Source organism: Ideonella sp. BN130291 (assembly GCF_036231905.1).
Classification (GTDB): Bacteria; Pseudomonadota; Gammaproteobacteria; order Burkholderiales; family Burkholderiaceae_C; genus CAMLIZ01.
This window is the reverse complement of record NZ_JAZARE010000003.1, coordinates 620441-644001: the sequence shown is the minus strand read 5'-3', so window position 1 is coordinate 644001 and position 23561 is coordinate 620441. Positions and strand designations below refer to the sequence as shown.

At 69.9% G+C, this 23561-nt stretch carries 22 protein-coding genes; 14 read left to right on the top strand and 8 right to left on the bottom strand.

The genetic code is table 11. The features are described from left to right. Positions 1-103: 103 nt before the first annotated feature. On the bottom strand, positions 104-337 hold the full coding sequence (locus VPH43_RS09215) for a DUF2630 family protein (protein ID WP_328577381.1): 234 nt from the start codon (positions 335-337) through the stop codon (positions 104-106). Positions 338-495: 158 nt separating this feature from the next. Between VPH43_RS09215 and pstS the strand changes: the two genes are divergently transcribed. After that, positions 496-1542, top strand: coding sequence for a phosphate ABC transporter substrate-binding protein PstS (gene pstS / locus VPH43_RS09210; RefSeq protein WP_328577380.1), 1047 nt, complete (start codon positions 496-498; stop codon positions 1540-1542). 19 nt (positions 1543-1561) lie between these two features. Here the strand turns inward: pstS and VPH43_RS09205 are convergent, their stop codons facing one another. Beyond that, the gene (locus tag VPH43_RS09205; protein ID WP_328577379.1) at positions 1562-1876 is read right to left on the bottom strand and encodes a hypothetical protein; all 315 of its coding nucleotides are present in this window, start codon (positions 1874-1876) and stop codon (positions 1562-1564) included. 171 nt (positions 1877-2047) lie between these two features. Between VPH43_RS09205 and VPH43_RS09200 the strand changes: the two genes are divergently transcribed. Continuing rightward, positions 2048-2566 carry a hemerythrin domain-containing protein gene (locus VPH43_RS09200; RefSeq protein WP_328577378.1) on the top strand — a complete coding sequence of 173 codons (519 nt, stop codon included), beginning with the start codon at positions 2048-2050 and terminating at the stop codon, positions 2564-2566. Positions 2567-2588: 22 nt separating this feature from the next. On the opposite strand, the gene VPH43_RS09195 is transcribed toward VPH43_RS09200, so the two are convergent. Continuing rightward, positions 2589-3149, bottom strand: a complete 561-nt coding sequence (locus VPH43_RS09195; protein ID WP_328577377.1) for a hemerythrin domain-containing protein — start codon at positions 3147-3149, stop codon at positions 2589-2591. Positions 3150-3299: 150 nt separating this feature from the next. Here VPH43_RS09195 and VPH43_RS09190 point away from each other — a divergent pair, with 150 nt between their 5' ends. The 8 genes from VPH43_RS09190 to pgmB all read left to right on the top strand — a co-directional run bounded on the left by VPH43_RS09190 (position 3300) and on the right by pgmB (position 14525). After that, positions 3300-4064 carry a response regulator transcription factor gene (locus VPH43_RS09190; protein ID WP_328577376.1) on the top strand — a complete coding sequence of 255 codons (765 nt, stop codon included), beginning with the start codon at positions 3300-3302 and terminating at the stop codon, positions 4062-4064. Positions 4065-4068: 4 nt separating this feature from the next. Then, a complete protein-coding gene (locus tag VPH43_RS09185; RefSeq protein WP_328577375.1) occupies positions 4069-6735 on the top strand; it encodes an ATP-binding protein in 2667 nt (888 codons plus the stop codon). 146 nt (positions 6736-6881) lie between these two features. After that, positions 6882-8159 (top strand): ABC transporter substrate-binding protein, encoded by a 1278-nt coding sequence (locus VPH43_RS09180; protein WP_328577374.1) that lies wholly within the window; start codon positions 6882-6884, stop codon positions 8157-8159. Next, a complete protein-coding gene (locus tag VPH43_RS09175; RefSeq protein ID WP_328577373.1) occupies positions 8156-9067 on the top strand; it encodes a carbohydrate ABC transporter permease in 912 nt (303 codons plus the stop codon). The genes VPH43_RS09180 and VPH43_RS09175 overlap by 4 nt, the downstream gene beginning before the upstream one ends. Then, positions 9064-9894 (top strand): carbohydrate ABC transporter permease, encoded by an 831-nt coding sequence (locus tag VPH43_RS09170; RefSeq protein WP_328577372.1) that lies wholly within the window; start codon positions 9064-9066, stop codon positions 9892-9894. The genes VPH43_RS09175 and VPH43_RS09170 overlap by 4 nt, the downstream gene beginning before the upstream one ends. 347 nt (positions 9895-10241) lie before the next feature. After that, entirely contained in the window at positions 10242-11396 is a 1155-nt protein-coding gene (locus VPH43_RS09165; RefSeq protein WP_328577371.1) for an ABC transporter ATP-binding protein, read from the top strand. 25 nt (positions 11397-11421) lie between these two features. Further along, the gene (locus VPH43_RS09160; RefSeq protein ID WP_328577370.1) at positions 11422-13815 is read left to right on the top strand and encodes a glycoside hydrolase family 65 protein; all 2394 of its coding nucleotides are present in this window, start codon (positions 11422-11424) and stop codon (positions 13813-13815) included. Next, entirely contained in the window at positions 13812-14525 is a 714-nt protein-coding gene (pgmB, locus tag VPH43_RS09155) for a beta-phosphoglucomutase (RefSeq protein WP_328577369.1), read from the top strand. Before VPH43_RS09160 ends, pgmB begins: the two co-directional genes overlap by 4 nt. A gap of 29 nt (positions 14526-14554) precedes the next feature. Here pgmB and VPH43_RS09150 read toward each other — a convergent pair whose 3' ends face one another. From VPH43_RS09150 to VPH43_RS09130, 5 genes are all read right to left on the bottom strand, one after another. Beyond that, positions 14555-14977: an Hsp20/alpha crystallin family protein gene (locus VPH43_RS09150; RefSeq protein ID WP_328577368.1), complete on the bottom strand. Its 423-nt coding sequence runs from the start codon at positions 14975-14977 to the stop codon at positions 14555-14557. Positions 14978-15004: 27 nt separating this feature from the next. Then, positions 15005-15469, bottom strand: a complete 465-nt coding sequence (locus VPH43_RS09145) for an Hsp20/alpha crystallin family protein (RefSeq protein WP_328577367.1) — start codon at positions 15467-15469, stop codon at positions 15005-15007. Between the two features lie 118 nt (positions 15470-15587). Beyond that, complete coding sequence (locus VPH43_RS09140; RefSeq protein WP_328577366.1) at positions 15588-16487, bottom strand: DMT family transporter; 900 nt, start codon at positions 16485-16487, stop codon at positions 15588-15590. 10 nt (positions 16488-16497) lie between these two features. Further along, the gene (locus tag VPH43_RS09135; RefSeq protein ID WP_328577365.1) at positions 16498-17052 is read right to left on the bottom strand and encodes a methylated-DNA--[protein]-cysteine S-methyltransferase; all 555 of its coding nucleotides are present in this window, start codon (positions 17050-17052) and stop codon (positions 16498-16500) included. Next, the gene (locus VPH43_RS09130; RefSeq protein ID WP_328577364.1) at positions 17049-18503 is read right to left on the bottom strand and encodes an AlkA N-terminal domain-containing protein; all 1455 of its coding nucleotides are present in this window, start codon (positions 18501-18503) and stop codon (positions 17049-17051) included. Before VPH43_RS09130 ends, VPH43_RS09135 begins: the two co-directional genes overlap by 4 nt. 194 nt (positions 18504-18697) lie before the next feature. Here VPH43_RS09130 and VPH43_RS09125 point away from each other — a divergent pair, with 194 nt between their 5' ends. From VPH43_RS09125 to VPH43_RS09110, 4 genes are read left to right on the top strand one after another with little or no spacing between them, the layout of a single operon-like run. Then, complete coding sequence (locus VPH43_RS09125) at positions 18698-20071, top strand: M16 family metallopeptidase (RefSeq protein ID WP_328577363.1); 1374 nt, start codon at positions 18698-18700, stop codon at positions 20069-20071. After that, positions 20068-21531, top strand: a complete 1464-nt coding sequence (locus VPH43_RS09120; protein ID WP_328577362.1) for a M16 family metallopeptidase — start codon at positions 20068-20070, stop codon at positions 21529-21531. Before VPH43_RS09125 ends, VPH43_RS09120 begins: the two co-directional genes overlap by 4 nt. A 16-nt stretch (positions 21532-21547) precedes the next feature. Next, positions 21548-23125: a S10 family peptidase gene (locus tag VPH43_RS09115; protein WP_328577361.1), complete on the top strand. Its 1578-nt coding sequence runs from the start codon at positions 21548-21550 to the stop codon at positions 23123-23125. Positions 23126-23141: 16 nt separating this feature from the next. Continuing rightward, positions 23142-23507: an EF-hand domain-containing protein gene (locus tag VPH43_RS09110; RefSeq protein ID WP_328577360.1), complete on the top strand. Its 366-nt coding sequence runs from the start codon at positions 23142-23144 to the stop codon at positions 23505-23507. Positions 23508-23561: the final 54 nt, after the last annotated feature.

The following is a 23561-nucleotide window of genomic DNA, read 5'->3' as shown; positions in this document are numbered from 1 at the left end:
CGTTGCGGCGCTTGCCCGGGCGGTCAGCCCGGGCTTCGCACCGCGCCTAGCCTGCGCCCCTTTGCCGGCCCAACGCGGGCCCTTCCCTCTGCCGCCCAGACTCCTAGTTGAGGTAGCGCTCCACGATGCCGATGTCGCGCTGCTTGGCGCTGTCGGGGTCGTCACCGAACTCGCGCTTGGCGCGGCGCTGGCGCAGCAGGTCCCAGCACTGGTCCAGTTGCTCCTGCAGGTGCTTGATGCGGTCGGCGTGCTGCTCGGGCCTGGCGGTGTCGGCGCGCAGCCGGTTCTCCTCCTCGACCAGTTCGTTGATGTGCTCCAGGATGGACTTGTCGCTCACGGTGGGTACCTCCGTCGAATGTTTGCCTGGCAAACCGCGGCAAGCGGCGCACCCGAAGTGCCAACTTCTGCGCGCTTCTGCCCGCCTGGAGCGCGTCGCCTAGTACGGGTTTTCCCCTAATATCTGCCGCTTTTTGCCAGGGGCAGAGGGAAGGCGCGATGAAGCGGTTGAGGGGTTTGCAGGCCATGGCGGGATGCCTGGTGCTGCTGGCGGCGCCGGTGTGGGCGCAGGTGCAGGGTGCGGGTGCGTCGTTCCCGTCCAAGGTGTACGAACGCTGGGCACAGACATTCGAAAAGAGCACCGGCATCAAGGTGGCCTACACCGCCACCGGCTCGGCGGACGGCCTGAAGCAGATCACTGCCCGCACCGTGCAGCTGGGTGGCAGCGACACGCCGCTGCCACCGGAGGAGCTGGCCAGGCGCAAACTCATCCAGCTGCCCATGCTGGTGGGCGGCATCGTGCCGGTGGTCCACCTGCCGGGTGTGGCGGACAACCAGCTGAGGCTCACCGGCGAGCTGCTGGCCGACATCATGGCCGGCCGCGTGCGCCAGTGGAACGACCCGCGCATCGCTGCGCTCAACGCCGGGCTCGCGCTGCCGGCGCAGCCGATCCGCCGCATCGTGCGCAGCGACAAGTCGGGCACCACCGAGGGGCTGACGCGCTACCTGGCGGGCGCATCGGACGCGTTCAAGGCGGAGCCCGGTGTGAGCCAGCTGCCGAAGTGGACGGGCGACGTGCTGGCAGTGGAGGGCAACGACGGCATGGTCAAGGCCCTGAGGGCAACGCCCGGCGCGATCGCCTACGTCAGCCACGACCGCGTGGAGCGCGACCAGCTGGTGGCGGTGAAGCTGCGCAACGCGGCGGGCAACTACGTGGCGGCGTCGGAGGCCGGCTTCCGCTCCGCCGTGGTGGAAAGCGAGCTGTCACGCCGCGGTGACGATGCCGCCAGCCTGATGGACCGCCCGGGCCCGGCGACCTGGCCGATCACCATGACCAGCTTCCTGCTGGTGGACGCCGAACCCGCGCGGGCCGATGCCGCCAGCCCGGCGGTGCGCTTCGTGTACTGGTGCTTCATGCACGGGGACGACCTGACCCGCGGCACCGGCTTCGCGCCCATCCCGGTGGCGCTGCAGTCCCGCCTGGCCGGCCGCTTGATGGCGGTGAAGGCACAGGACGGCAAGCTGCTGAGCTATCTGGGGATGTGATGCGCGTGCGCGGTGGCGCTCAGGCAACGCTGCGGCGCAGGCGTTGCAGCAAGCGCTGCGCGCTGCGGTGCGCGGCCGAGCCGCCCACGAAGCTGCCGTGGCTGGCGAAGTGGCGGTTGGCCAGCGCCTCGGCGACGGCCGGATGCGTGGCCGACAAGGCCTTGGCCAGGCGGCCTTCCGGATAACCGGCCATGGCCTCCTGCAGCCGGCGGGCGTACAGGCGGTACGCGAGCGGCTGCACCGCTGCGCCGCTGCGCTCCATGGCCTGCAGCCGTTGCGCCAGGTGCGCGATGTAGAGCCGTTTGCTGGCAAGGCTGGAATCAGGGGACGCCACGGGTTGCTCCTGCAAAGGCTTGGGGACTGCCTGGAGGATGGCGCAGGCAGGCCGGCCGTGATCGGCGGAATACCGGTCGAAATCGGCGCTTTGCGCCAGTTTGTGCTGCGCTCCGGCGCCGGCATGCGGCTTGCCGAACGGGGGAACCCACCAACCCTTGAAGGACCTGCCATGCCCGCTGCCAAGAAATCCGCCGGCTCGAAGACGAAGAAGAGCGGCGAGACCAACGACGCCATTGCCCTGCTGACCGCCGACCACAAGGAGGTGAAGCAGCTGTTCAAGCAGTACGACAAGCTCGTGGAGAGCGAAGCCGACGACGAGGAAAAGCGCGAGCTGGCCGAGCAGATCTGCGCCATGGTCACCGTGCACGCCATGATCGAGGAAGAGATCTTCTATCCCGCGGCGCGTGAAGGCATCGAGGAGCAGGACCTGCTCGACGAGGCCGAGGTCGAGCATGCCAGCGCCAAGGACCTGATCGCCCAGATCGAGGAGATGGAGCCGTCCGAGGAGCTGTACGACGCCAAGGTGAAGGTGCTCGGCGAGTACATCGACCACCACGTGAAGGAAGAGGAGGGCGAGATGTTCCCGGCCGCCAAGAAGGCCAAGCTCGACCTGGAGGCGCTGGGCGAGGAACTGCTGGCCCGCAAGCAGGAGCTGATGGCCGAACTGGGCATCGACGAAGAAGCCTGAGCGTCCCGCGTCCGCCGCTGCGTCAGCCGCCCGCCGTGCGCACGCCGCGCCGGGCGGCCATCTCCGCGCCCATTGCCTGCACGGCCGCCTGATCGTGGCCGAGGTGCTGGTGTGCGTGGGGAAAGGCGAGTGTGTCTTCCAGGTCCAGATGGGCGTGATGAAGGCGCACGAAGTCGATGGCCTCCGGCTGCAATGTCTCCATTGACACCGGCTGGCCTTCGGTCACCGACCGCAGCAGCGGCGCCAGGCGGGCCCAGCCCTCGCGAATGAGGTGGTGGTCCGCCAGCATGCGTTGCGCCGCCGCTTGAAGCTCGGCGTTGCTGCTGCCCAGCAGCAGCGGAATCACGTGGCGCTCTTCGTCCTCATGGTGCGCGGGCGCCGCCATGTCGAAGTAGCGCAGGACGTCGCGCGCTGCATCGCGCGCCTGTGCATCGGGGCCATGCGCCTGCAGATGCGGCAGCAGCCGCTCCAGCAACGCGAGGGACCGCCGCACGCGGTCGTGGCAGGCCGCCAGCATGTCGAAGGGCTGGTCGAAGCCGGCCGCCGGTGAGTGCAGGCCGGGAAACGCGCTGGGACGGGGCATGGCCGATTCTTGCGCGGCCCTGCCCCCGCCGGCGGGCACCAGGGTTTTGTGTGCTGCACTTCCCTTGCGCTGGCGCAAGCGAGGATGCCGCCTGCGCGGCCGCTGGAGTAAGCTGCCGCGCCTGTCATGCCGACAGCCGCCGATCCGACCATGCTTTCGCCTTCATCCGCAGACAGCCCTCTTTTGCGCACCCGCGTGCTGGTGGTCGACGACGACGCGGACCTGCGCGCCTCGCTCAACGACATGCTCTCGCAAGCCGGCTTCGAGGTGGTGGAAGCGGCCGATGGCCAGCAGATGCGGGCCGCCCTGGCCGAGGGGCAGCCGGCACTGGTGCTGCTGGACCTGCGCCTGAAAGGCGAGGACGGCCTCACCCTGGCGCGCGGGCTGCGCGCCCAGTCGGCCGTGCCGCTCATCATGATCAGCGGGCAGAGCGATGAGACCGACCGCGTGCTGCTGCTGGAGCTGGCTGCCGACGACTTCCTGGTCAAGCCCTTCAGCGCGCGCGAGCTGGTGGCGCGGGTGCGGGCGGTGCTGCGGCGCATGCAGGCGCCCGCGGCCGGGCCGGCTGCCGTGCCCGCCAGCCCGTCGGCCGGCGGCGAGCTGCTGCGCTTCGGGCACTGGCGGCTGAACCTCAAGGCGCGCGAACTGGTGGATGAGCAAGGCCAGGTCTGCCCGCTCACGCAGGCCGAGTACCGCCTGCTGGAAACCTTTGTGCGCCACCCGGGCCGGGTGTGGACCCGCGATCAGCTGCTGGAGCACACCCGCAGCCTGGACACCGAGGTGTTCGACCGCGCGGTGGACGTGCTGATCCTGCGCCTGCGCCGCAAGATCGAGCCCAACCCCAAGCACCCGCAGTACATCGTGACCGAGCGCGGCCAGGGCTACCTGTTCGGCGCGCCGGTGACGGCCGGCTGACACCATGGCCGATCGCGCCGCCCCCGGCGTCACCGGCTGGTGGCAGCGCCTGGTGCGCGAGCGGCTGCGCACCCGCCTGATGGGCGCCTTTGTCGCCTTGCTGGTGGGCGCGGTGGCGCTCACGGCAGTGGGCTGGTGGGGCATGCAGCGCACGCAAAGCGAGCTGCGCGCGTATGAAACCGAAGTGCTGCCGCAGATCGCGCGCGCGCTGGAGATCGCCGAGCGCATCTCGCGCCTGGCCGCCACCGCGCCCAACATGGCGGACTCCCGCACGCCGGCCGCGCTGGAGGCCAATGCCGGCGTGGCGCGCAGCCTGCTGGACGAGATCCGCCAGCGCTCCAGCATGGTGGACGCGCGCGGTCAGCTGGCCGGCCGCATCGCCCCGCTGATCGAACGCGGCGAGGGCGACATCAACCGGCTGACCGAACTGGCGCAGACCCGCCAGCAGCTGCGTGATCGTCTGCTGCGCCAGCTGGAGCGCCTGGAGCAGCTGGGCAGCGCGTTGAAGCCCAGCGCGAATGCCGGCGACGCCCTGCTGGCGCAGCTGTGGTCCAGCCTGGTGCTGGGCGCGAGCAGCTCCAGCGCCACGACGCTGGGCCGCATCGAGGCCGACGTGGAAGGGCTGCTGCTGGCCGCCCATGAGCGCGGCGCCTTCGCCGGCCATCCGGGTGGTTTTGCACAGGCGCTGCAAGGCCTCACCTTGGGTGAGGACAGCATCCTGGCGCTGCGCCGCCGCCTGGTGGACCTGGACAACCGCACCGACGCCCTGGTCGCGCTCACCCGCAGCAATGCCGACCGGCTGAGCGACATCGTGTCGGCCCACGTGGACCAACTGCGTGGTGTGACCCAGAGCCGCAGTGCGCTGGTGCGGCAGGCGCTCACCTCCGGGCAGACCGGGCTGCTGCTGCTCACGCTGGTGTGCGGCCTCATCGCCATCGGCTCCACGGTGTATGTGCACCGGCTGGTGGCGCAGGTGGAAAAGATCACCGGCGTGATGCAGCGCCTGGCGGGCGGTGACACCGCGCAGGCCACACCCGCCACCACCCGGCGCGACGAGCTGGGCGCGCTGGCCCGCACCTTCGAGGTCTTCCGCGACCACCTGCTGGCGCGCCAGCAACTGGTGGCCGAGCTGCGTGGGCAGGGCGAACTGCTGGGCGCGGTGCACAACAGCATGAACGACGGCCTGGCGGTGTTCGACAGCGAGCGCCGGCTGCGCTTGTGGAACCCGGCGCTGCAGCGCATGCTGGCGCAGCATGGCCTGCAGCTGCAGCCGGGCGATCCGCCCGAGCGCCTGCTGCCGCAGCTGCCGGCGCAGGCGCGCTGGCGCGTGCCCGGCCAGGCCGAGCACCAGCCCTTCAGCATCGACCTGATGCCGCCCTTTGCCGAGCAGGCGCATGTGGAGCTGCTGCTGCCAGGGCAGCGGGTGTACGACGTGCGCAGCCAGTCCATGCCGGGCGGCGGCGTGGTGAGCCTGGTCACCGACCTGACCGAACGCCGCGCCATCGAGACCCAGCTGCAGCATGCGATGCGGCTGGACATGCTCGGCCGCCTGACCGGCGGCGTGGCGCACGACTTCCACAACCACCTGGGCACCATCGTCGGCAACCTCGGCCTGCTGCAAGGCCAGGAGGGGCTGGACGACAAGGGCCGGGCGCAGCTGGCGCGCTGCCTGCGCGCCGCCGAGCGCGCCACCGCGCTCACCCGCCGCCTGCTCGCCTTTGCACGCCGCCAGCCGCTGCAGGCCGAATGGGTGGCGGTCGATTCCATGGTCGAGGAGATGGCCGACCTGATCGAGTACAGCGCCGGCGCGGAAGTAAAGCTGGCGCTGGACCTGCGCAGCGACGATGCCGCGGTGTACCTGGACCGCGGCCAGCTGGAAAACGCGCTGCTCAACCTGGTGATCAACAGCGCGGCTGCCATGCCCTCGGGCGGCGAGCTCAGCGTGCGCACACGGCGCAGGCGCTTGCTGGAGGGTGACCACCTGCATGACGAAGTGACCATCGAGGTGGCCGACACCGGCTGCGGCATTCCCGAGGCCTTGCAGGACAAGGTGTTCGAGCCGTTCTTCACCACCAAGCAAGGCGGTGGCGATGCCGGCGAGGGCAGCGGCCTGGGCCTGTCCATCGTGCATGGCTTCGTGCACCAGTCGGGCGGGCAGGTGTTGCTGAAGAGCCGGGTCGGCCTGGGCACCAGCGTGACCCTGAGCTTCCCGGTGGCCGACATGCGGCTGCAGAACCCGCCCCAGGCCTTGCTGGCGCCCACGGCCACCGCGGCCACCGATCCGCTGGAGGCGGCCGGCACGCAAGTGCTGCTGGTGGACGACGACGATGCCTTCCGCGCCACCGTGGGCGACATGCTGCGCCAGCTGGGGTGCACGGTGCAGGCGGTGGCCACGCCGGAGCAGGCGCTGCAGGCGCTGGAAACGATGCAGCCCGACGTGATGCTGTCCGACGTGCGCCTGGCTGCGGGTGCCGATGGCCGGGCCCTGGCACGCCAGGTGCGCGAGCGCTGGCCGCAGCTGCCGATCGGGCTGATGTCCGGCGTGCCGCGCGAGGCGCTGGAGCAGTCGCGCCATGCGATGCACTGGCCCTTCCTGCTCAAGCCTTTCGACCGCGAGCGCCTGGCGCGCTGGCTGCACGAGGTGAAGCTGCAGCAGGACGTCTCGGCCTGAGCCTGCCGCGGGGCGCGCGAGTGCCGCGGCAATGTTTCAAGGATTACAGCCGCCTGAACAACAGATGAAATCTTGTCAGGCGAGGGGCTGGATGTAATTCTCCCCGGGCGTCCGCTGCCAGCGGGCACACCGTTGGAGGAAGACACATGACCCGATTCGCCCAGCGTGCGCTGGCCCCGGTTGCCCTCATGCTGGCCTTGTGCGGCGCCGGCGCGCAGGCCGCCACGCTCAAGATCGCCTGCAGCGGCCTCGGCAAGGAGCTGGAGCTCTGCAAGGGCGCGGCCGATGCCTGGGGCAAAAAAACGGGCAACACAGTGGAGGTGGTGTCCACGCCCAACGACGCGAGCGAGCGGCTGGCGCTGTACCAGCAGGTGCTCGCCTCGGGCTCCGACAAGATCGACGTGTTCCAGGTCGAGATGAACCAGGTGGGCCTGCTCGCCAACCAGCTGCTGGACCTCACCGGCTACAGCAAGGGCGTGGAGAAGGGGCACTTCCCCAGCATGGTGAACAACAGCGCGGTCGGCGGGCGGCTGGTCGCGATGCCGTGGTTCATCGACGCCGGCCTGCTCTACTACCGCAAGGACTTGCTGGAAAAGTACAAGCAGGACGTGCCCCAGACCTGGGACCAGCTCAAGGCCACCGCCCAGCTCATCCAGGATGCCGAGCGCAAGGCCGGCAAGGACAAGATGTGGGGCTACGTGTGGCAGGGCCGCGCCTATGAAGGCCTGACCTGCAACGCACTCGAGTGGGTGGCCAGCCACGGTGGAGGCACCATCGTCGACGACAGCGGCAAGGTCACCATCGGCAATCCCAACGCGGTGAAGGCGATCACCATGGCGGCCGGCTTCGTGGGCACCATCTCGCCCACCGCGGTGCTCAACTATGCCGAGGAGGAATCGCGCGGGCCGTTCCAGAACGGCAATGCGGTCTTCATGCGCAACTGGCCCTACGCCTGGGCAGCCGCCCAGGCCGCCGACAGCCCGGTGAAGGACAAGGTCGGTGTGGCCGTCCTGCCCAGGGGCAGCGGCGACGGCGCGCGCCATGCGGCCACCCTGGGCGGCCAGGAGCTGGCGGTGTCCAAGCACTCGAAGAACGCCGCGCTCGCGGTCGAGCTGGTGTTGTACATGGCCGGGCCCGAGGTGCAGAAGGAGCGCGCGCTCAAGGGCTCCTACAACCCCACGATCGTCGAGCTGTACAAGGATGCCGACATCAAGAAAGCCAACCCCTTCATGGGCTCGCTGGTGCGCACCTTCTCCAGTGCGGTGGCGCGGCCGACGGCCGCCACCGGCGTGCGCTACAACCAGGTGAGCAGCGAGTTCCAGAACACGGTGCATGAGGTGCTGTCCAAGACTGCCAAGCCGGAAGAGGCCATCGCGCGGCTGAACACCCGGCTGCACCAGATCAGCCGTGGCGGCAAGTGGTGACCTCCTCGTCCGGCCTGGCCCGCCAGCGTGTGCGCTGGGCCTGGGCCGCATTGCTGCCGATGCTGGTGGTGCTGTTCGCGGTGGCCGGCTGGCCCTTGGCCCGCACCATCTGGTTCAGCTTCACCGATGCCTCACTGGACAACCTGGCGAGCCGGCAGTTCGTCGGGCTGGACAACTACATCGGCGAGTTCGGCGTGCTGAGCAAGGACTCCGACTTCTGGGGCGCCGCGCGCAACACCGTGCTGTTCGCGCTGCTGTCGGTCGCGCTGGAGACGTTGTTCGGGCTGGTGGTGGCGCTGGTGATCAACCATCCCTCGCCGGTGCGCACCTTTCTGCGCGCGGCGGTGCTGGTGCCCTGGGCCATCCCCACCGTGGTGTCGGCCCGCATCTGGGGCTGGATGCTCAACGACCAGTACGGCATCGTGAACCACTGGCTGATGCAGGCCGGTGTGCTGTCGGCACCGCTGGCATGGACAGCGGACCCCGGCCTGTCGCTCTTCACCATCGTGCTGGTGGACGTGTGGAAGACCACGCCCTTCATGGCGCTGCTGATCCTGGCCGCGCTGCAGATGGTGCCGGGCGATTGTTATGAAGCCGCCAAGGTCGATGGCGTGCCGCCTGCGCGCGTGTTCCGCCGCATCACCCTGCCGCTGATCGCGCCCGGCATCGCGGTGGCCATGCTGTTCCGCATGCTGGATGCCCTGCGCGTGTTCGACGTGATCTACGTGATGACCTCCAACAGCCGGCACACCAAGAGCCTGTCGATCTATGTGCGTGAGCAACTGATCGACTTCCAGCTCATCGGCGTCGGTTCGGCGGCGGCCACGGCGCTGTTCTTCGTGATCGCGCTGGTGACGGTGGTGTACCTGGGCCTCACGCGCAGGCGCACCGCGGAGGCGCTGGCATGAAGCGCCACAACGGCTGGACGCTGCTCTACTGGCCGCTGGTGGCGCTGATCGTCGCGGTCAGCGTGTTCCCGCTGCTCTATGCGGTGTCCACCTCGCTCAAGCAGGGCGCCGCCTTGTTCTCGCCGACGCTCTGGGTGGACGCGCCCACGCTGGCCAACTACGTGGGCCTGTTCTGGCAGCAGTCCTTCGGCCGCAACCTGCTCAATTCCGCCATGGTCGCCAGCGGCGTGGTGCTGCTGTCGCTGGGCGTGAGCCTGCTGGCGGCCTGGTCGCTGGGCCGGGTGAACTTCCGCGGCCGCGGCGTGCTGATGCTCACCATCCTGGCCGCCTCGATGTTCCCGCAGGTGGCGGTGCTGTCCGGCATGTACGAGCTGGTGCTCGCCCTCGGTGTGTACGACACACCCGGCGCGCTACTGCTCGCCGACATGGTGATCACCTTGCCGTTCACGGTGTGGGTGCTGGTCACCTTCATGAGCCAGCTGCCCAAGGAAGTGGAGGAGGCCGCCATGATGGACGGCTTGGGCCTGCTGACGCTGATCTTCCGCATCTTCATGCCGCTGCTGTGGCCGGCGATGGTCGCCACCGGGCTGCTGGCCTTCATCGCGGCCTGGAACGAGTTCCTGTTCGCGCTCACCTTCACCATCAGCCCGGAGCACCGCACCGTGCCGGTGGCGATCGCGCTGGTGACCGGCGGCAATTCGTATGAGGTGCCCTGGGGCTCGCTGATGGCGGCCTCGGTGATCGTGACGGTGCCGCTGCTGTTGTTGGTCATCTACTTCCAGCGCCACATCGTGGCGGGCCTGACCGCCGGTTCGGTCAAGGGCTGAACGTCAGGAATGAACATGCACCGATCGTTGAGCGCCGCCGTCGCTCATTGCGCGCAGGCCGGGGCGCGCCGAGGGAAGCGGGTGACCGGCTTCGCTCATGTCCCCCGGCTTCGGCCGGCGGCCGAACCCTCCTCCTTTACTTCGCTACGCCGGTCACCCGCTCCCCTCGGCGAGATGCAACGGTTGTCCTCGTCGAGAAAAACCAGTGGTGGTCGATCAGGCGGGCGGGGTGCTGTGCAGAGCGAAGTAAAGGAGGAGGGCCGGGCGCAGCCCGGACCGGGGGACATGAGCGGCGCACAGCGCCCCGCCCGCCTGATCTCGCACAAATCTTCCGACGAAAACAACACATGAGCCGCATCGAGCTTCGCAACGTGCACAAGCGCTACGGCAACGTGGCCGTGCTGCACGACATCAACCTGACGATAGAACCGGGGGAGTTCTGCGTCTTCATCGGCCCCTCGGGTTGCGGCAAGTCCACCTTGCTGCGCCTGATCGCGGGGCTGGAAGAGATCTCCAGCGGTGAGCTGCACATCGACGGCCGGATGGTGAACGACCTGCCACCGGCGCAGCGCAACGTCGCCATGGTGTTCCAGAGCTATGCGCTGTATCCGCACATGAGCGTGTACGAGAACATGGCGTTCGGCCTGCGGCACCAGAAGTTGGCGTCGGGCGAGATCGATAGTCGGGTGCAGGCGGCGGCGAAGTCGCTGCACCTGGAGGGCCTGCTGGAGCGCAAACCCAAGGCCTTGTCGGGCGGGCAGCGGCAGCGGGTGGCGATTGGCCGGGCGATCGTGCGCAACCCGAAGGTGTTCCTGTTCGACGAGCCGCTGTCCAACCTGGACGCCGCGCTGCGCATCCAGACCCGGGTGGAGATCGCACGCCTGCACCGTGACTTGGGTTCGGTGAGCATGGTCTACGTCACGCACGACCAGGTGGAGGCCATGACCCTGGCCGACAAGATCGTGCTGCTGCGGCCGGACACGGCCGCCAAAGGGCTGCCCAGCGTGGCGCAGGTGGGCCATCCGCTGGAGCTGTACCACCATCCACGCAACCTCTTCGTGGCCGGCTTCATCGGCTCGCCGTCGATGAACTTCCTGCAGGGGCAGGTGCTCTCGTGCACATCGAATCGGGTGCGGGTGCGGCTGGCGGGTGGGCAGGAGGTGCTGGCCGACGCGGTGGCGCCGCAGCTGCATGCCGACGAGCCGGTGACGGTCGGCGTGCGGCCTGAACACGTGCAGCTCGGGCAGGGCGCAGGCCGGGGTGTCGTGTCGCACCTGGAGCACCTGGGCGAAACCACGCAGGTGTACCTGCAGGTGCCGGGGCAGCAGGCGCTGCTGCTGGCCAAGGGTGGCAGCCCGTCGCTGAAGCTGGGTGACACCGTGCCCTTCGAGCTGCCGGCGCAGCACGTGCATGTGTTCCGCGCTGATGGCGACGCGCTGCGGCGCCCGGCACAGCCGCATGACGTGCAGCACGGCACCCCCGCCCGCATTGCCTGCGCCTGACCTTCCACCCATCTCCTCCAACCCCATGAGCGCCCACACCTACGCGCTGGACGACTGGCGCATCTGCGACGCCGCGTTCAACCCCGAACGCAACCTGCTCGACGAAACCCTGTTCGCCTTGGGCAACGGCTACATCGGCCTGCGCGGCACGCAGGACGAGGGCTTCAGCGGCCTGCCCACCGGGTCGGTGGACGGCACCTACCTGAATGGCTTCTACGAATCCACGCCGATCGCCCACCCGGAGATCGCCTACGGCCTGGCCAGCCACACGCAGTTCATGCTGAACGTGCCGAACGGCAAGCGGGTGGAGCTGTGGCTGGAAGACGAAGGCCTGGACTTGAGCCAAGGCCGCATCACGCACTACGAACGGGCGCTGGACTTCCGCGAGGGCGTGCTGCGCCGCACCCTGCGCTGGACCTCGCCGCAGGGCCGCCATGTGGAGGTGGTGAGCGAGCGCCTGGTGTGCCTGCTGCGCAAGCATGTGTATGCCATCCGCTATGCGGTGCGGCCGCTCAACTTCAGCGGGCGCGTCGCGCTGGTGTCCAGGCTGGAAGGCCGGGTGAAGAACATCGAGGCGGGCGACGACCCGCGCGTGGGCGCGCACCTGGGTATTCCGCCGCTGAAGTGGATCGAAGCGCAGCAGGGCGAGCTGCGCTCGCGCCTGGTGCATCGCACCCGGCAGAGTGACTTCCTGCTGGTGAGCGCGCTCGACCATGCGTGGGAAGGCCCCGCGGATGTGGAGATCACGCGCGACAGCCTGGGCAGCGGCCAGTGCCTGAACCATGTGTTCACCGCCCAGGTGGAAGAGGGGCAGACCGTGCGCTTGACTAAGCTGGGCGCGTATCACAGCTCGCGCGACTACCCGGAAGCCGAGTTGCTGCTGCGCTCCGACGAGGCGCTCTCGCAGGCGCGCGCCGATGGCTTCGATGTGCTGGTGCGCGAGCAGGCCGAGGCGCTGGCGGCGTTCTGGCGCGATGCCGACGTGGAGATCGGTGGTGACCCGGCGCTGCAGCAGGGCATGCGCTTCAACGAGTTCCACCTGCTGCAGTCGGTGGGGCGCGATGGCCGGACCAACATCTCCGCCAAGGGCCTGACGGGCGAGGGCTACGAAGGCCACTACTTCTGGGACACCGAGATCTACGTGTTCCCCTTCTTCGTGGCGACCCAGCCGCAGGTCGCGCGCCAGCTGCTGGCCTACCGCTACGCCGGGTTGCCGGCCGCGCGCCGGCGGGCCCGCCAGATGGCGCACGCGCAAGGTGCCTTGTACCCCTGGCGCACGATCGCTGGCGACGAGTGTTCAGCCTACTTCCCGGCCGGCACCGCTCAGTTCCACATCAACGCCGACATCGCACATTCGATCAAGCTCTACGTGGAAGTGACGGGCGACGAGCGCTTCCTGCGCGAGCAGGGTGCCGAGATCGTGATGGAGACGGCGCGCATCTGGATGGACCTGGGCAGCTTCGACCCACGCCGCGGCGGCGCCTTCTGCATCCATGAGGTCACCGGGCCGGACGAATACACCGCCATGGTGAGCAACAACTTCTACACCAACGCGATGGCGCAGCAGCACCTAGCCTTTGCCGCCAGCGTGGCCGAGCGGCTGCAGCGCAAGTACCCGCGCGACTTCGCGCGCATCGCCACCGCGATGGCGCTGGCCGCCGACGAGCCGGCGCGGTGGGCGCGCGCGGCCGAAGCGATGTACCTGCCGTTGGACGAGGCCCTGGGCATCCACCCGCAGGACGACAGCTTCCTGCACAAGCCGGTGTGGGACTTTGCGAACACGCCGCCGGCCAACTACCCGCTGCTGCTGAACTACCACCCGCTGGTGATCTACCGCCACCAGGTGTGCAAGCAAGCCGACGTGGTGTTGGCGTTGCTGCTGCGCGGCGACAGCTTCACGCTGGAGCAGAAGCGCAGGGACTACGACTACTACGAGCCGATCACCACGCACGACTCGTCGCTCTCGGCCTGCATCTTCAGCATCCTGGCCAGCGAGGTGGGCTACGAGGACAAGGCGTATCGCTACTTCATGCACACCGCGCGCCTGGACCTGGACAACGAACACGGCAACACCCAGCACGGTGTGCACACCGCCGCCATGGCCGGCACCTGGCTCGCGGTGGTGCAGGGGTTTGCGGGCCTGCGCCTGCATGGCGGGCAGCTGAGCCTCGCGCCCCGGCTGCCCGCGCATTGGACGCACTACAGCTTCCGCATCCGCCTGCGTGGGCGCCAGCTGGAGGTGCGGGTGCGGCCCGGCGAGGTGGAGTACAGCCTGCTCGAAGGCGAAGCGCTGGAGCTGCGCCACGGCACGGAGCTGGTGCGGCTGAACAGCCGGCAGCCGGTGAAGACGCGGCCGATGGCCACCCGCCCCACCGCGGCCGACATCGCCAGCGGCCCCGCACTGGAGCCCTGCGCATGAGGTCCGACATGCAGCGCTTGCAGGCGGTCATCTTCGACCTCGACGGCGTGATCACCGACACCGCGCACTTCCACTTCCTGGCCTGGCGCGAACTGGCGCATTCGCTCGGGCTGCCCTTCGATGAGGCGTTCAACGAGCGCTTGAAGGGCATCGACCGCATGGGCTCGCTGGCGCTCATCCTGGCGCAAGGCCATAAGCGCTACAGCGAGCCGGAACAGCAGCTTTTGGCGGCGCAAAAAAACCTGCACTACCAGCGGCTGATCGAGACCATGACCGCCGACCACTTGTTGCCAGGTGCGCTGGAGGCGCTGGTCGCGGTGCGCGCGGCCGGCCTGAAGATCGGCCTCGCCTCGGTGAGCAAAAACGCCGCCCCCGTGCTCGACCGGCTGGGCATCGCAGACCGCTTCGACGTGGTGGTGGACGCCGCGCGCATCCAGCGCAGCAAGCCGGACCCGGAGATCTTTCTCAGCGCCGCGCAGCAGCTCGGCGTGGCGCCGGCGGCCTGCCTGGGCGTGGAGGATGCGGTGGCCGGTGTGCAGGCCATCCAGGCCGCCGGGATGTTCGCCCTCGGAGTGGGCGACCCGGCGGTGCTGGTGCAGGCCGACGAGGTGATCCCTGGCCTGCAGGCGTTCCGGCTGGAACGCTACCTGGGACCCCCCACAGCGCTGGCGTGCTGTGCGCCCCCCGAGGGGGCTGCCCCGTCGGCTTGAGGCGGCTCGGCGCCGCCGGGGACCCCGCCTTAACTGACCTGAACCTGGATGCGGCGCGGCTGCGCGTGCTCGTGCTTGGGGATGCGCAGGGTCAGCACGCCGTCCTTCAGGTTGGCGTCGATGCGGCCGGTGTCCAGCTCGCGGCTGAGCGTGAAGGCGCGGCGGTAGCGGGCCACACGCACCTCGGCGTACACCGGCTGAAGGCGGTCGGGCGTCTGCGGGGTGACGGTGGCGTCGAGCTGCAGCGTGTCGCCTTCGACCTTCAGCTCCAGCTGCTCCTTGGGCACGCCGGGCAGGTCGGCCAGCAGGGTGATGCCGGTTTCGTCCTCGTACACGTCCACCCGCGGCACCAGGGCGCGCTCGCGCTCGCGCTGCTGCTGCGACGGCTGCTGCTGCGAAGCCAGCGGCTGCTGGTTCTGCTCGGTGGTGCGGATCTCTTGGCGGTCACTCATGGTGGTCCTCCTTCAAGGCATTCGATGTCACTGGATCGCGATGCGGCGCGGCTGGGCCGATTCGCGCCGGGCGATGCTGATGCGCAGCACGCCGTCGCGGTAGCTCGCGTTCACATGCGCCGGGTCGGCGTCCTCCGGCAGGCTGATGGCGCGCTTGAAGCTGCCGCTCACCCGCTCCTGGCTGTACAGCGTGAGCCGGCGTTCGCGCGCTTCCTGCGCCGAGGGCAGCGACGACGGCCGCTCGCCCGACAGCGTGAGCACGCCGCGGTCGATGGTCACGTCGATCTTGTTCGGGTCCAGGCCGGGTGCGAAGGCGTAGATCTCCACGCTGGTCGGGGTGTTGCCCACGTTGATCGCGGGGAAGCTGCCCGGTGCCACCGAGCGGATGCTGCTGGGCAGGCCGGTGCTGCCGAACACGTCGTCGAGCTCGCGGCGCAGCCGGTCGAACTCGCCGAACAGGCTGCCGGGGAAGTTCAGGATCGATTCATACATGGCTGTCCTCCTTGTGAACCAGGACGCCTCGCAGCTCACAGGCCGCATCGGCGTCTGCACAGGAGATAGGGACAGCCGCGGGGCCTTCAAGACCCCGCGTTGGCACGTGGTGCGGCGCCTACTTCGCGGCTGCCGCGGCGGCCGGCACGCGCGGCTTCAGCACCCCGGTGGCCAGCGCGGTGCCGGCCAGGATGACGCTGCAGCCCAGCACCATGGCCGGCGTGATGGCCTCGTGCAGGAACAGCGCGCCCCACAGCACCGCGAAGGCCGGCACCAGGAAGGTGACCGAGATCGCGTTGGCCGGGCCCACGTTGGCGATCAGCCGGAAGTACATGATGTAGGCCACGCCGGTGCACAGCAGCGCCAGGCCGACGGCGGCCGCCCACGCGCCGGCGCTGGGTGCCTGCGCCGGCCACAGCCACACACCCGGCAGCACCAGGGCGATGGCGGAGGACAGCTGGCTGCCGGCGGCCAGCGCCATCGGCGGCACGCCGGTCAGCCGCTTCTTGGTGAAGCTGGCGGAAAAGCCGTAGAGCAGCGGCGCGGCCAGGCAGGCCAGCACCGCGAAGCCCACCGCTTCCGCGCCCGGCTTGAAGCTGGCCTTTTCCCACGCCAGGCCCAGCACGCCGGCAAAACCGATCACCAGGCCCAGCACCCGCCAGGGCGTGAGCTTGTCTTTCAGCCAGAGCCAGGCAATCAGCGCACCCCACAGCGGCGTGGTGGCGTTGAAGATGGACGACAGCCCGGCCGTGATGCTGAGCGCGGCATAGCTGAAGCACAGGAAGGGGATGGCTGAGTTGGTGAGGCCGACGAAGAAGATCGACTTCCAGTGCCGGCGCAGCGCCGGCCACTCGCCGCGCATCGCGAGCACGGGCATGAGGAACAGCGAAGCCCCCACCACCCGCACCGCGGCCAGCGCCACCGGGCCGAACTCCGCCGCGCCCAGGCGCATGAAGAGGAAGGAAGCACCCCACACGGCGGCGAGGGCGAGCAGTTCGGCAAGGTCGAGTCGTTTCATCGTCGGCAATCTAGCGGCTGGCGGCCGCCAGCACGGCGGTGAGGGCTTGATCGTTTGGCATCGACCGTTGCGAAAAACTCATCGCACCCTCCAGCTGCAGCAGCGCCTGCTTGCGGTGCAGCCCGCCGGCATAACCAGTGAGCCCGCCGCCGCGGCCGATCACCCGGTGGCAGGGCACGATGATGGAGACCGGGTTGCGACCGATGGCCGCCCCGGCGGCGCGCACCGCGGCCGGCGAGCCTGCCTGCGCGGCCACCTCGGCGTAGGTGCTGGTGCGGCCGGCGGCGATGCCCAGCAGCACCTGCCACACCGCGCGCTGGAAAGCTGTGCCTTGCAGGTCCAGCGGCACGCTGAAGCGGCGCAGGCCGCCGGCGAAATACGCGGTCAGTTGCTCGCGTGCCTGCACGATCCATGGCTGCCGTTCATCCACTGGCGCGGCCAGCTCGCCGGGATGGTGCTTCTGCGCATCGAACCACACGCCGGCCAGGCCCGCGGATGTGGCGGCCAAGGTCATCGGCCCCAGCGGCGATTGCCAGCGGGCCTGGGTGAGGGTGAGCGATTTCATGTGCCGGTCTCCAGGGTTTGCCACAAGCGCATCACCGCATAGCTGCGCCAGGGGCGCCAGGCTTCGGCCAGTTGCTGCACCTGCTTGATGTCGCGCGTGCCCAGCGCGTTGAGCACGCCGATGTCGCTGGCCGGGAAGGCGTCGGGCCAGGCGAGGGCCCGCATGGCGATGAGCTGCACCGTCCAGTCACCGATGCCGGGCAGCGCATGCAGGGCGGCCAGCGTGCTCTCCAGCGGCGCGCCGCGGTGCAGCCGCAAGCGGCCTTCGTGCACGGCCAGCGCCAGCCCCTGCAGGGCGCGCACGCGCTGGCGCACGATGCCCAGCTTGCCCACCACCTCAGGGTCGGCCATCGCGATGGCGGCGGCGGACGGGAAGCAGTGGTGCAGCTCGGGCCAGGGCGTGTCCACCGGCTCGCCGAAGCGGTCCACCAGGCGCTGCACCAGCGTGCGTGCCGCGGCCACCGTGACCTGCTGACCGAGGATCACCCGGGCCGCGATCTCGAAGCCGTCGAAGCCGTTGGGCACCCGCAGACCGGGCACCGACGGGAAGGGCATCGCCGCTTCCAGGGCCGGGTCGATCAGCGAGGGGTCGGCGTCCAGGTCCAGGCCCTGGCGCACGCGCTGCAGCACGCTGCCCACCAGCGGCGTGAGGCTGGGCGCCAGGCGCAGCACCACCTCGTTGCGCTCGGGCACGAAGCGCGCGCTGATCCAGCCGCGCAGCGTCTGCCCGGCGTGGCCGAGGCTCAGGGTGCGGCGCAGCTCCAGCCCCTGCACCGCCTCCACCCCGGCGACGCAACGCTGCGCAAAGAAGCGCAGCACGCCGGCCACGTCATAGGGCGGCCGGTAGCCCAGGCGCAAGGTGAGTGCGTCGGTGGCCGGTGCATCCGGGCGGGCCTTGCGCAAGGCCGTGGGGCTCAAGCGGTAGCGCTCGGCAAACGCGGCGTTGAAACGGCGCACGCTGGCAAAGCCGCTGGCCAGGGCGACCTGGGTGACCGGTAATGCGGTGTCGGTGAGCAGCTGCTTGGCCAGCAGCAGGCGCTGGGTGCCGAGGTAGTCGATCGGCGACACGCCGTGGGCCTGCATGAAGATGCGGCGCAGGTGGCGGTCGGTCACGCCCAGCTGGGCCGCCACCTGGGGCAGCGGCAAGGGTGCGCCGTTGCGCGCTGCGGCGTCCAGCATGCGGGCGGCATGCTGGGCCAGCACCTGCGACGAATCCATCAAGGACAAGCCGGGCGCCAGCTCCGGCCGGCAGCGCAGGCAGGGGCGAAAGCCGTCGCACTCCGCGCTGGCCGCATTGGCATAGAAGCGGCAGTTTTCCTGCTTGGGCGTGCGCACCCGGCACACCGGGCGGCAGTAGATGCCGGTGGAGGTGACGCCCACGAACAGCCGGCCGTCGAAGCGGGCGTCGCGCGCTTTGAGCGCGAGGTAAGCGGCGTCGTGTTGCAAGGTCATGCGCCGATTATGGGCAGCGGCCGGTGCGGGACTGGCCGTATTCGGACCTGTGGATGGAGGCTGCACCGGGCGCCTGGACCACGAGCTGTGGCCGTTGAGCAGGGATGTTGGGGAGGGCCCCTCCCGCTCATCACAGGTACATTGCCTTCGGCCCTTGTCGCCACGCCTTGCCTGTTTTCGAGGATTCCCCTTTGATGAAGCTGTTCATCCCCTTGTTGCTGGCCGCGGCCGCCACGCTGGCCGCGCCGGCGGCATCCGCCAAGGAAGCGCCCGCCGCGCCGGTACTGCAGATCAAGCCCTTTGCCTTCACCGAGCGCACCTTGGCCAACGGCCTGCGGGTGATCGCGCTGGAGGACCATGCCAGCCCCACGGTGAGCGTGCAGGTCTGGTACCACGTGGGCTCCAAGGACGACCCGTCGGGCCGCTCCGGCTTTGCGCACCTCTTCGAGCACCTGATGTTCAAGAGCACGCGCTACATGAAGAGCGAGCAGTTCGACCGCCTCACCGAGGACGTGGGCGGCAACAACAACGCCTTCACCGCCGACGACATGACGGCCTACCACGAGGTGGTGCCGTCCAACCACCTGGAGACGCTGATCTGGGCCGAGGCCGAGCGCATGTCCAACCTCAACGTGGACGAGCCCACCTTCAAGTCCGAGCGCTCGGTGGTGGAGGAGGAATACCGCCAGCGGGTGCTGGCCACGCCCTATGGCCGCTTCTTCAATGCCATCTCGCCGGCGGCCTACACCGTGCATCCATACAGGCGCCCAGGCATCGGCAGCATCGAGGACCTGGAAGCGGCCACCTTGCAGGACGTGATTGCCTTCCACCGCACCTACTACCGGCCCGACAACGCCACCCTGGTGGTGGCGGGCGATTTCGATGCGAAGCAGCTGCAGGCCTGGGTCGACAAGTACTTCGCGCCGGTGCCCAAGCCGGCCGCGCCCATCCCGCGTGTCACTGCCACCGAGCCCGCCTGGGCCCAAGACCGCCAGGCCAAGGCCAGCGGGCCGCAGGTGCCGCTGCCGGCGGTGGCGCTGGTGTGGCAGGCGCCCCCGGTCACGGGCCCGGACACCGCGGCCCTGCGCGTGGCCGCCGGGCTGCTGTCGGCCGGCGAATCGTCGCGCCTGAACCAGGCGCTGGTGTACCGCCAGCGCATTGCCGCGCAAGCCGGTTTCGAGGCCGACCTGCGGGCCGGCCCGGGGCTGCTCACCGCCTATGCCATGGCGGCCGGCGGCAAGCCCTTGCCGCAGGTGGCCAAGGCCTTGCAGGCGGAGGTGTTGCGCCTGGCGCAAAAGCCGGTGTCGCCGGCCGAGCTGAACAAGGTGAAGACCCAGTTGCTCACCCAGGCCCTGATCGAACGGCAGACGCCGCATGGCGAGGCCTCCGCACTGGCCGAAGCCGCGGTGCTGCATGGCCGCACCGCAAAGGCGAATGAGCAGCTGGACGACCTGCAGCGCGTGAGCGCGGCCGACGTGCAGCGCGTGATGCGCCGCTATGTGGCCCAGGCCCGCAAGGTGACCGTGAGCTACACGCAGGACGACAAGGCACAAGGAGCCGTGCAATGACCCGCCGCACGATGCATCACGCGCTCGCGCTCGCGCTCGCGGCCTGGCTGGCCGGCGCCGGCGCGATGGCCCAGCCCTACGAGACCCCGCCTGCACCGGCGGCGCCGCGCCCGCTGCAGATCGCCACGCCGGCCGAGCAGCAGCTGCCCAACGGGCTGCGCGTGATCGTGGCCGAGCGCCATGGCGTGCCGCTGGTCAGCGCCCGCCTGGTGGTGCTGTCGGGTGCGGAAGCCGATCTGCCGCAGCGCGCCGGCCTGGCGTCCATGACCGCCGGGCTGCTCACCCGCGGCACCCGGCGCCACAGCGCACCGGCACTGGCCAGCGCCGCCGAGGCGCTGGGCGGCTCGATCGAAAGCGGTGCCGGCTGGAACCAGGCCTTTGTCGGCACCACGGTCACCAGCCCGAAACTGTCTGCCGCGCTCGCGTTGCTGGCCGAGGTGGCGCTGGTGCCCACCTTTGCGCCGGCGGAGATCGAGCGTTACCGCGTGCAGGCGCTGGACGAGATGAAGGTGGCGTATTCCCAGCCCGGCACCGTGGCCGGCCTGACCGCACAACGTGCGGTGTACGGCGCAGGCGCCTACGGCCACCCGGCCAGCGGCACGCCGGCGTCGCTGGCGCGCATCACGCGTGCGGACTTGCAGCGTGCGCATGCCGCGGCCTACCGGCCCGACAACGCGGTGCTCGTGCTGGCCGGCGACATCACGATGGCGGACGCCGTGGACCTGGCGCGCACGCATTTTGGCGCCTGGAAGGCACCGGCGCAGCCACTGGCGGCTGCACCGGTGGCGACGGCGCAGGCCTGGCCCGGCAACGCGGTGGTGATCGACATGCCGGGCGCGGGCCAGGCCGGCGTGGCGCTGGCGCTGCCCACCATGCCGGCGGGCGCACCCGAACGCTTCGATGCCGAGGTCACCAATGCGGTGCTCGGCATGGGCTACTCCTCGCGCCTGAACCAGGAGATCCGCATCAAGCGGGGCTTGAGCTATGGCGCGCGCAGCGACGCCGACCTGCGGCGCCAGGCCGGCGCGCTGCGGGTGGCGGTGCAGACCAAGAACCCGTCCGCCGCCGAGGTGGTGGGCCTCATCGGCGCCGAGCTCGACCGCCTGGTGCAGGCGCCGGTGGGCGCGGACGAGCTGAGCGCGCGCAAGGCCTCGCTGATCGGCGGTTTCAGCCGCAGCCTGGAAACCACGCAGGGCCTGGCCGACGAGGTGGCCTCGCTCGCAGTGGTGGGCCTGCCGCTGGCTGACCTCACCCAGCGCATCCAGCACCTGGATGCGGTGACACCGGCGCAGGTGCAAGGCTTTGCGGCCAGCTACTTCGGGCCGCCGCGACGGCGTGTGGTGGTGGCCGGTGTGGCCAGCGAGTTCCTCCCCGCGCTGAAGGCACAGGCCGGCCCCGTGGCCGTGGTGCCGGTGCAGTCGCTGGACCTGGAAAGCCCTGCAGCACCGGCTGCGCCCTGAACCGCAAGGGGGCCGCATGGCGTTTCATCCTCGCCGTTTCCTGCGCTGGCGCGCCGCCTCGGCCGCCGTCGTGCTGGTGCTGGCCGCGTGCGGTGGGGGCGGCGGTTCGGATGCGCCCCAGGAGCCGGCGGCTGAAACGCCCGCCGAGGGCAGCATCGAGCAGGCCTTTGCCGATGCCACCGCGTACTCGGTGCAACCGGGTGGATCCTTGGCGCAAGCCAACGAGGGCACGGCGATCTCGCACCACCAGCTGCTGGCCCACGGCGTGACCCTGGCCTACACCGCCCGCGCCGGGCACCTGGTGGTCAAGGACAGCAGCGGCCGGCCCCAGGCTTCGTTCTTCTACGTGGCCTACACGCTGGACGGCGAGAACGCGGCGCAACGCCCGCTCACCTTCTTCTACAACGGCGGGCCCGGCTCCGCGTCGGTGTGGCTGCACCTCGGCTCCTTCGGCCCGCGGCGGCTGGCCACGGCGGCACCGTCCACCAGCACGCCCAAGCCCTTTGCGCTGGTGGCCAACGAGGAGACGCTGCTCGATGCGAGCGACCTGGTGTTCGTGGACGCCATCGGCACCGGCCATTCGCAGGCGGTGGCGCCCTACACCAACCAGCATTTCTGGGGCGTGGATGCCGACGCGGCGGCCTTCCGCGATTTTGTGCAGCGTTACGTGGCCGCTAACCAGCGCGAGGCCTCGCCCAAGTTCCTGTTCGGCGAGTCCTATGGCACCACCCGCAGCGCCGTGCTGGCCGAGCTGCTGGAAACCGCCGGGGTGTCGCTGAAGGGCATGGTGCTGCAATCCTCGGTGCTGGACTACAACAGCAACTGCGGCGTGACGGGCCAAGGCAGCTGTGCCGGCTACCTGCCCAGTTATGCCGCCACCGGCGCCTACCACCGGCTGGTCAACCCACCGCCTGCGGACCTGGACGGCTTCGAGCAGCAGATGCGGGAGTTCACCCGCAACAGCTACTCCCCCGCGCTGGCCGCGTACCTCTCGCAAGGCACGCCACCCTCGGGCTCGCTGCTGTCCGCGCTCGCTGCCAACACCGGCGCGTCCACCAGCCTGTGGCAGGGCCACTTCAACCTCGACCCCACCACGTTCCAGGTCAACCTGCTGCCCAACGACCTGGTCGGGCGCTACGACGCCCGCATGGCCGCGCCCAAGGGCAGCGCGCTGGCGAGCGAAGGCGATCCGTCCAGCACCTTCATCTCCAGCCAGTTCGCCAGCGCCATCCAGAGCTACCTGCGCAGCTCGCTCGGCTACTCCAGCATCACCGGCTACGTGACCTTGAGCGATGCGATCAACACCTGGGATTTCTCCCACGATGGCCGCGCGCTGCCTGACACCGTGCCCGACCTGGCCACCGCCCTCACGCTGAACCCCAATCTCAAGGTGCTGTCGGTCAGCGGCTACCACGACCTGGCCACGCCGTTCTTCCAGACCGAGCTCGACCTGGCGCGCCTGGGTGGAACCGCGGCCGTGCAGCTGCGCTCCTACCCGGGCGGCCACATGACCTATCTCGACGATGCTTCGCGTGTGCGTGAACGGGCCGACCTGCAGGCCTTCTACCTGCAGGCCGTCGCGGCCGGGCGCTGAAGGCCAAGGAGTCCCCATGCCGGTGCCACTTGTTCGATTCGGGTTCGCAGCCGCCCTGTCGTGGGTCGTGCAGGCGGGCGCTGCCGAGCCGCCGCCGGCCTTGCGCGACCCCTGGGTGCCGCCGGCCACCCAGGCCCGCGCCGCCGCGCAGCCGCCCGTGGCGCCCAGCAGCGGGGCCACCTTGCAGGCGCAAGTGGAACGCAAGCTGCGCCAGCGCTTCGCAGCCGCCGACACCGCGGGCACCGGGCGCATCACGCGCGAACAGGCCCGCGCGGTAGGCCTGGGCCGGGTCGCTGACGATTTCGAACAGATCGACCGCGCGCACACCGGCAGCATCAGCTTCGAGGATGTGAAGCGCCACCTGCGGGCATCGGCCCGGTGACACGGGAGGGGCCGGCATCCTGTTTGCCAGCACCCTTGCGTCCCCGACCCACCG

Bases quoted from the DNA above. Each gene is read 5' to 3' on its own strand.
- pstS (WP_328577380.1), top strand. From the start codon at position 496: ATGAAGCGGTTGAGGGGTTTGCAGGCCATGGCGGGATGCCTGGTGCTG.
- VPH43_RS09200 (WP_328577378.1), top strand. From the start codon at position 2,048: ATGCCCGCTGCCAAGAAATCCGCCGGCTCGAAGACGAAGAAGAGCGGC.
- VPH43_RS09195 (WP_328577377.1), bottom strand. From the start codon at position 3,149: ATGCCCCGTCCCAGCGCGTTTCCCGGCCTGCACTCACCGGCGGCCGGC.
- VPH43_RS09190 (WP_328577376.1), top strand. From the start codon at position 3,300: ATGCTTTCGCCTTCATCCGCAGACAGCCCTCTTTTGCGCACCCGCGTG.
- VPH43_RS09185 (WP_328577375.1), top strand. From the start codon at position 4,069: ATGGCCGATCGCGCCGCCCCCGGCGTCACCGGCTGGTGGCAGCGCCTG.
- VPH43_RS09180 (WP_328577374.1), top strand. From the start codon at position 6,882: ATGACCCGATTCGCCCAGCGTGCGCTGGCCCCGGTTGCCCTCATGCTG.
- VPH43_RS09170 (WP_328577372.1), top strand. From the start codon at position 9,064: ATGAAGCGCCACAACGGCTGGACGCTGCTCTACTGGCCGCTGGTGGCG.
- VPH43_RS09165 (WP_328577371.1), top strand. From the start codon at position 10,242: ATGAGCCGCATCGAGCTTCGCAACGTGCACAAGCGCTACGGCAACGTG.
- VPH43_RS09160 (WP_328577370.1), top strand. From the start codon at position 11,422: ATGAGCGCCCACACCTACGCGCTGGACGACTGGCGCATCTGCGACGCC.
- pgmB (WP_328577369.1), top strand. From the start codon at position 13,812: ATGAGGTCCGACATGCAGCGCTTGCAGGCGGTCATCTTCGACCTCGAC.
- VPH43_RS09150 (WP_328577368.1), bottom strand. From the start codon at position 14,977: ATGAGTGACCGCCAAGAGATCCGCACCACCGAGCAGAACCAGCAGCCG.
- VPH43_RS09145 (WP_328577367.1), bottom strand. From the start codon at position 15,469: ATGTATGAATCGATCCTGAACTTCCCCGGCAGCCTGTTCGGCGAGTTC.
- VPH43_RS09140 (WP_328577366.1), bottom strand. From the start codon at position 16,487: ATGAAACGACTCGACCTTGCCGAACTGCTCGCCCTCGCCGCCGTGTGG.
- VPH43_RS09135 (WP_328577365.1), bottom strand. From the start codon at position 17,052: ATGAAATCGCTCACCCTCACCCAGGCCCGCTGGCAATCGCCGCTGGGG.
- VPH43_RS09130 (WP_328577364.1), bottom strand. From the start codon at position 18,503: ATGACCTTGCAACACGACGCCGCTTACCTCGCGCTCAAAGCGCGCGAC.
- VPH43_RS09125 (WP_328577363.1), top strand. From the start codon at position 18,698: ATGAAGCTGTTCATCCCCTTGTTGCTGGCCGCGGCCGCCACGCTGGCC.
- VPH43_RS09120 (WP_328577362.1), top strand. From the start codon at position 20,068: ATGACCCGCCGCACGATGCATCACGCGCTCGCGCTCGCGCTCGCGGCC.
- VPH43_RS09115 (WP_328577361.1), top strand. From the start codon at position 21,548: ATGGCGTTTCATCCTCGCCGTTTCCTGCGCTGGCGCGCCGCCTCGGCC.
- VPH43_RS09110 (WP_328577360.1), top strand. From the start codon at position 23,142: ATGCCGGTGCCACTTGTTCGATTCGGGTTCGCAGCCGCCCTGTCGTGG.